The 6,768-nt window shown below is 68.4% G+C and carries 3 protein-coding genes; all 3 read left to right on the plus strand.

The features are described 5' to 3' along the window. Nucleotides 1-2: 2 nt before the first annotated feature. Nucleotides 3-2,111 (plus strand): ATP-dependent DNA helicase, encoded by a 2,109-nt coding sequence (locus GD1_RS01750; RefSeq protein ID WP_059035255.1) that lies wholly within the window; start codon nucleotides 3-5, stop codon nucleotides 2,109-2,111. A gap of 54 nt (nucleotides 2,112-2,165) precedes the next feature. Then, entirely contained in the window at nucleotides 2,166-4,166 is a 2,001-nt protein-coding gene (locus GD1_RS01755) for a maltotransferase domain-containing protein (RefSeq protein WP_059035257.1), read from the plus strand. 77 nt (nucleotides 4,167-4,243) lie between these two features. Further along, on the plus strand, nucleotides 4,244-6,457 hold the full coding sequence (gene glgB / locus GD1_RS01760; protein ID WP_238404296.1) for a 1,4-alpha-glucan branching protein GlgB: 2,214 nt from the start codon (nucleotides 4,244-4,246) through the stop codon (nucleotides 6,455-6,457). Nucleotides 6,458-6,768 lie beyond the last annotated feature (311 nt).

The following is a 6,768-nucleotide window of genomic DNA, read 5'->3' on the forward strand; positions in this document are numbered from 1 at the left end:
CCATGTCACAACTTCCCCCGGTCACCGAACTGCTCGACGGGGCGGTCACCGCCCTGTCCGGCCGGCGCCGCGACGGGCAGGTCCGCATGGCGAGTGCGGTGGCGCACGCGATCGACGTCGGCGAGCATCTGGCCGTCCAGGCCGGTACCGGCACCGGCAAGTCGCTGGCCTATCTGGTGCCGGCGATCCGCCACGCCGTCGACTCCGGCGACACCGTGGTGGTGTCGACGGCCACCATCGCGCTGCAGCGTCAGCTCGTCGAGCGGGACCTGCCGCGACTGGCCGATGCCCTGACCGGCCCGCTGGGACGCAAGCCGACCTTCGCGATCCTCAAGGGTCGCGCCAACTATCTGTGCCTGCACAAGATCCATGCCGGCACCGTCGAAGAACCCGACAACGAGTTGTTCGACGCCTTCGAGCTCTCGCGCACCGGCCGTGAGGTCACCCGCCTGCGGGAATGGTTGTCCGACACCGAGACCGGCGACCGTGACGACCTCTCCCCGGGCGTCACCGACCGCGCGTGGCGGCAGGTGAGCGTCTCGGCGCGGGAATGCCTCGGCGCGGCCCACTGCACCTATGCCGATGACTGCTTCGCCGAACGGTCGCGCCGGGCGAGTGCCCAGGTGGACGTGATCGTGACCAACCACGCGATGCTGGCGATCGACGCGATGAGCCCGGCCAACGTGCTGCCCGAGCACGACGTGGTGATCATCGACGAGGCCCACGAACTGGTCGACCGGATCACCGCGGTGACCACCGACGAGGTGTCGGCGGCGTCGGTGGCCAACCTGTCCCGACGCTGCGGCAAGCTCGTCGACGAGGAGACCGTCGACGCACTGCTCGGTGCCGGCGAACAGCTCGGCGAACTGCTCGAATCGATGCCGCCCGGCGAGTGGACGTCGTTGCCGTCGGGCGCCGCGGCCATCCTGGCGATGCTGCGTGACCGGCTGTGGCAGACCCGCACCGCGATCGGACCGGCGCGCGGGGCCGGCGCCGACGAGTCCACCGCGGCCGCGCGCTCGGCGGCACTGACCGGCATCGACGACGCCCACGACATGATCGTGCGGCTGCTCGGCACCTTCGACGAGCCGGATGCGTCCAAACGCCGCGATGTGGTGTGGGTCGGTCTGGAGCGGATCGGCCGGGGCCCGGCCGCCTCCACGCGACCGGTGCTGCACGTTGCACCGCTGTCGGTGGGCGGGCTGCTGCGCTCCACCCTGTTCAGCGGCGCCACGGTGATCCTGACCTCCGCCACGCTGACCATCGGCGGCAACTTCGATGCACTGGCCGCGACGTGGGGACTGCCCGCCGACGCCCGCACCGACGGCCCCTCCCCCGGCAAGGGCGCCGACACCCCGGCCGCCGACGACGACCCGGTCCCGCTGCGCGACCTGACCGCGACGGGGCAGATCGCGCCGTCGGATTCGGGCCGGGTGCGCTGGACCGGCCTGGATGCGGGATCACCCTTCGACTACCCGAAGTCGGCGATCCTGTACGTGGCGCGCCATCTCCCCCGCCCCGGCCGGGACGGACTGGCGCCGGTCACCCTCGACGAGATCGCCGGCCTGATCACCGCGGCGGGCGGACGCACCCTGGGATTGTTCTCGTCGATGCGGGCCGCCCGGGAGGCCACCGACGCACTCACACCCCGCCTGAACGTGCCGATCCTCTGCCAGGGGGACGACACCACGTCGTCGTTGGTCAAGCGGTTCGCCGACGATCCGGCCACCTGCCTGTTCGGCACGCTGTCGCTGTGGCAGGGCGTCGACGTCCCCGGGCCGTCGCTGTCGCTGGTCCTGATCGACCGCATCCCGTTCCCGCGGCCGGACGATCCGCTGGCCACCGCCCGGCAGCGGGCGATCGACGCGCGCGGCGGCAACGGGTTCCTGTCGGTGTCGGCCAATCACGCCGCCCTGCTGCTCGCGCAGGGCACCGGCCGGTTGCTCCGGTCGGTCGACGACCGTGGTGTGGTGGCGATCCTCGACTCGCGGCTGGCGACCGCGGGCTACGGCGGATACCTGATGGCGTCGCTGCCGCCGTTCTGGCGGACCACCGACTCATCCGTCGTGAAGTCTGCGCTCAGCAGACTCACCGCAGTACCCTTACGCTGAGCCTGACCCAAGGGAACACCCGACCGCCACGGTCGGGGAGAAAGGGGGCCGTGCGTGATCGGCCGGATGGGCATCGACGACATCCAACCACTGGTCTCGGCAGGCAGCTATCCCGCCAAAGCCGTTGTGGGCGAAATGATTCCGGTGAGTGTCACCGCCTGGCGGGAAGGTCACGACGCGCTCGGGGTGACACTGCGGGTGCACGGCCCCCGACACCGCAGGTCCACCATCCGCATGACCCCGGCGGCGGAGCCGGACCAGTTCGACGCCGCATTCGTGCCGGACGCGATCGGGTACTGGACCTTCCGGATCGAGGCGTGGAGTGATCCGTACACCACCTGGCGCTCGGGGGTGACCAAGAAGATCGAGGCCGGCCAGACCACCGCCGATCTCGCCAACGATCTCGAGATCGGCGCCCGCCTGCTCACCACCGCACGTGAGCACCTCGACGACGCCGAGCGCACCGCACTCGACGATGCGATCGGACTGTTGCGGTCGGAGCACCTGGGCCTGCAGTCGCGGGTGTCGGGGGCGATCTCCGAGCACGTCGCGACGATCCTGTACGGGTCGCCGGTGCGTGAGATGGTCACCAAGAGCCGCAATCACCGCGTGTGGGTGGATCGGCGGCGCGCCCTGTACGGCTCCTGGTACGAGATGTTCCCGCGGTCGACCGGCGGCTGGGACAACGACGGCCATCCGGTGCACGGCACCTTCCTGACCGCGGCACAGGATCTGCCGCGCATCGCCGACATGGGATTCGACGTCGTCTATCTGCCACCGATCCATCCGATCGGCGAGGTCAACCGCAAGGGTCCCAACAACACCCTCGTCGCCGGACCCGACGACGTCGGCTCCCCGTGGGCGATCGGTTCGGCCCAGGGCGGCCACGACGCGATCCATCCCCGGCTCGGCTCCGAGGAGGACTTCACGTACTTCGTCGGCCGTGCCCGCGAACTCGGCATGGAGATCGCCCTGGACCTGGCGTTGCAATGCGCGCCCGATCATCCGTGGGCCGTCGAACATCCCGACTGGTTCACCGTCCTCCCCGACGGCACGATCGCATATGCGGAGAACCCGCCGAAGAAGTACCAGGACATCTATCCGCTGAACTTCGACAACGACCGCGACGGCATCTACGGTGCCGTCCTGCAGGTGATGCTGCATTGGGTTCGGTTGGGCGTCAAGATCTTTCGGGTCGACAATCCACACACCAAGCCACCGAACATGTGGATGTGGGTGATCTCGGAGGTCAAGAAACGCGACCCGGACGTGCTGTTCCTGTCGGAGGCGTTCACCCGGCGGGCCCGGCTCTACGGTCTGGCCCGGCTCGGCTTCACCCAGTCGTACACGTACTTCACGTGGAAGACCGAGAAGTGGGAGCTCGAGGAGTTCGGTCGCGAGATCGCCGCGCATGCCGACGAGGCGCGCCCCAACCTGTTCGTCAACACCCCCGACATCCTGCACGAGAGCCTGCAGCACGGCGGTCCGGGCATGTTCGCCTTGCGGGCGGCGCTGGCCGCGACCCTCGCGCCGTCGTGGGGGGTCTACAGCGGGTACGAGTTGTACGAGCACCGCGCGGTGCGTGCGGGCACCGAGGAGTACCTGGACTCGGAGAAGTACCAGCTGCGTCCGCGTGACTACAAGGCCGCGGCCAGTCGCGGGGAGTCGTTGGAGCCGTGGATCACCGCGCTCAACCACATCCGACGACGCCATCCGGCGTTGCAGCAGCTGCGCAACCTCACCTTCCATCACCTCGACAATCCCGCGCTGATCGCCTACTCCAAGATCGACCCGGTCTCCGGCGACCGTGTGATCGTGGTGATCAACCTCAATCCGTACGGCACGGAGACCTCGACGTTGTGGCTGGACATGCCGGCCCTCGGCTTCGACTGGCAGGACCGGTTCGGGGTGCACGACGAGGTGACCGGTGAGGAGTATTCCTGGGGTCAGGCCAATTTCATCAGACTCGAACCGTGGCGGGCGGTGGCGCACATCCTCGCGTTGCCGCCCCTGGATCCCGCCACCGCCGAGGAACTCTCCTACCGGATTCGATGAGGACGCCTGTGACCAACACCCCCGAGCACCCCAGCCACGACGAATCGATCGGCGAGTCGGCCTCGCCGACCTGCGGTATGGCCGATCCGTTCGCCTCCGAGCACGATCTGCGGCGGCTGGATGCGCTGACCCACCCGGATCCGCATGCCTTCCTCGGCGCGCACGAGACCGGTGCCGGGTTCACCATCCTGCGGACGCTGCGGCCCGATGCGCTCGCGGTGTCGGCGGTGGTGGGCGGCGTCGATCATCCGATGACGCGGCAGACCGACGACCTGTTCGTGCTGGCCCTGCCGTTCGAGGGGCTGATCGACTACCGCTATCGGGTGACCTATCCGGATGGTCCGGTCGACGATCTCGGCACCTATGACGGTCCGACGAGCGAGTTCGTCGTCGCCGACGGCTACCGGTTCCTGCCGAGCGTGGGTGAGACCGACCTGTACCTGTTCGGTGAGGGCCGCCACGAGCAGTTGTGGACGATGCTCGGCGCGCGCCGCGTCGGCTACACCACCCCCGACGGCGAGGTGTCGGGGGTGGCGTTCACGGTGTGGGCGCCGAATGCCCACGGCGTCAGCGTGATCGGCGATTTCGGCTGGACCGGCCGTGCCACGCCGATGCGGTCGCTGGGCAGCAGCGGCATCTGGGAGCTGTTCGTACCCGACGTCACCGTCGGTACGCAGTACAAGTTCCGGGTGCATGGTGCCGACGGCGTGATCCGGGAGAAGGCCGATCCGATGGCGCAGCACACCAATGTGCCGCCGGCGACGGCGTCGGTGGTCACCGAGTCCGCCTACACCTGGACCGACGACGACTGGATCGCCCGACGCGCGGCGTCGACCCCGGCGGCCGAGCCGATGAGCATCTACGAAGTGCACCTCGCGTCGTGGCGGCAGGGTCTGGACTACCGGGAACTCGCCGACCAGCTCGGCACGTATCTGGTGGAGAAGGGGTTCACCCACGTCGAGTTCCTGCCGGTCGCCGAGCATCCCTTCGGCGGCTCGTGGGGCTATCAGGTGACCTCGTACTACGCCCCGACCAGCCGGTTCGGCAGCCCCGACGACTTCCGGTTCCTCGTCGACCATCTGCACGCGCTGGGTATCGGCGTGATCGTCGACTGGGTGCCCGCACACTTCCCGAAGGACGACTGGGCCCTCGCACGTTTCGACGGGACCCCGCTCTACGAGCACGCCGATCCCACCCGCGGTGAGCAACTCGACTGGGGCACCTACATCTTCGATTTCGGCCGGTTCGAGGTCCGCAACTTCCTGGTGGCCAACGCGCTGTACTGGTTCGCCGAGTTCCACGTCGACGGTCTGCGGGTCGACGCGGTGGCGTCGATGCTCTACCTCGACTACTCCCGCCCGGCCGGCGGGTGGCGGCCCAACGTTCACGGCGGCCGCGAGAACCTGGAGGCGGTGCAGTTCCTGCAGGAGACCAACGCCACCGTCCACAAACACTTCCCCGGTGTGGTGACGATCGCCGAGGAGTCCACCGCCTGGCCGGGCGTGACCCGGATGACCGATCTCGGCGGTCTGGGTTTCTCGTTCAAGTGGAACATGGGCTGGATGCACGACTCGCTGGGCTACCTCGGCCGCGATCAGGTGCACCGCAGCTTCCACCACCACGAGATCACGTTCTCGATGATGTACGCGTGGAGCGAGAACTTCGTGCTGCCGCTCTCGCACGACGAGGTGGTGCACGGCAAGGGAACGCTGTGGAGCCGGATGCCCGGCGACTCGTTCACCAAGGCCGCGGGCGTGCGGGTGTTCCTGGCCTACCAGTGGTCGCATCCGGGTAAGCAGTTGCTGTTCATGGGTCAGGAGTTCGGCCAGACCGGTGAATGGGCCGACGACCGCAGCCTGGACTGGCAGCAGTTGTCGGGCTGGGAGGGCGAGTTGCATTCGGGCATCTCGGCGTTGACCACCGACCTGAACCGCATCTACCGGGCCACCCCGGCCCTGTTCAGTCAGGACACCGAGCCCGCCGGCTACGAGTGGATCGACGCCAACGACACCGCGAACAACGTGATCAGCTTCCTGCGCTACGGGGCCGACGGCTCGGTGCTGGCCTGTCTGTTCAACTTCTCCGGCTCCGATCGCGACGACTACCGGGTCGGGCTGCCGGTCGCCGGCACGTGGACCGAGGTGCTCAACACCGACTCCACGGCCTACTCCGGCGCCGGTCGGGGCAACCTGGGGCAGGTGGTGACCGAGGCGAAGCCGTGGCACGGTCGGCCGGTGTCGGCGGAGGTCATGCTCCCGGCCAACTCCGCGATCTGGTTGTGCCCGGCGTAGACAGCCGATGGTCGAGCAGGACGAACCCCACACGATGGTTGAGCCGGTCGTCCTCGCACCCCACACGATGGTTGATTTCGACAAGCTCAATCCGACGGACCAGGACGTCCTCACACCCCAAACGATGGTTGAGCAAGACGTTCCCCACGATGGTTGAGCAGGACGTCCTCGCGCTAGCGAGGCCGACCGTCGTCGAAACCTCAGCAAAATCACGCCGGAACGTACCCACCTCAGAAGCGGGTCACCACCCGACATCAGCCGCCGGAGGTTTCGACACGCATCGTCGCACCCCACACGATGGTTGAGCAGGG

Origin of the sequence: Gordonia desulfuricans NBRC 100010 (assembly GCF_001485495.1) — a bacterium.
In the GTDB taxonomy this organism is placed as follows: Bacteria; Actinomycetota; Actinomycetes; order Mycobacteriales; family Mycobacteriaceae; genus Gordonia; species Gordonia desulfuricans.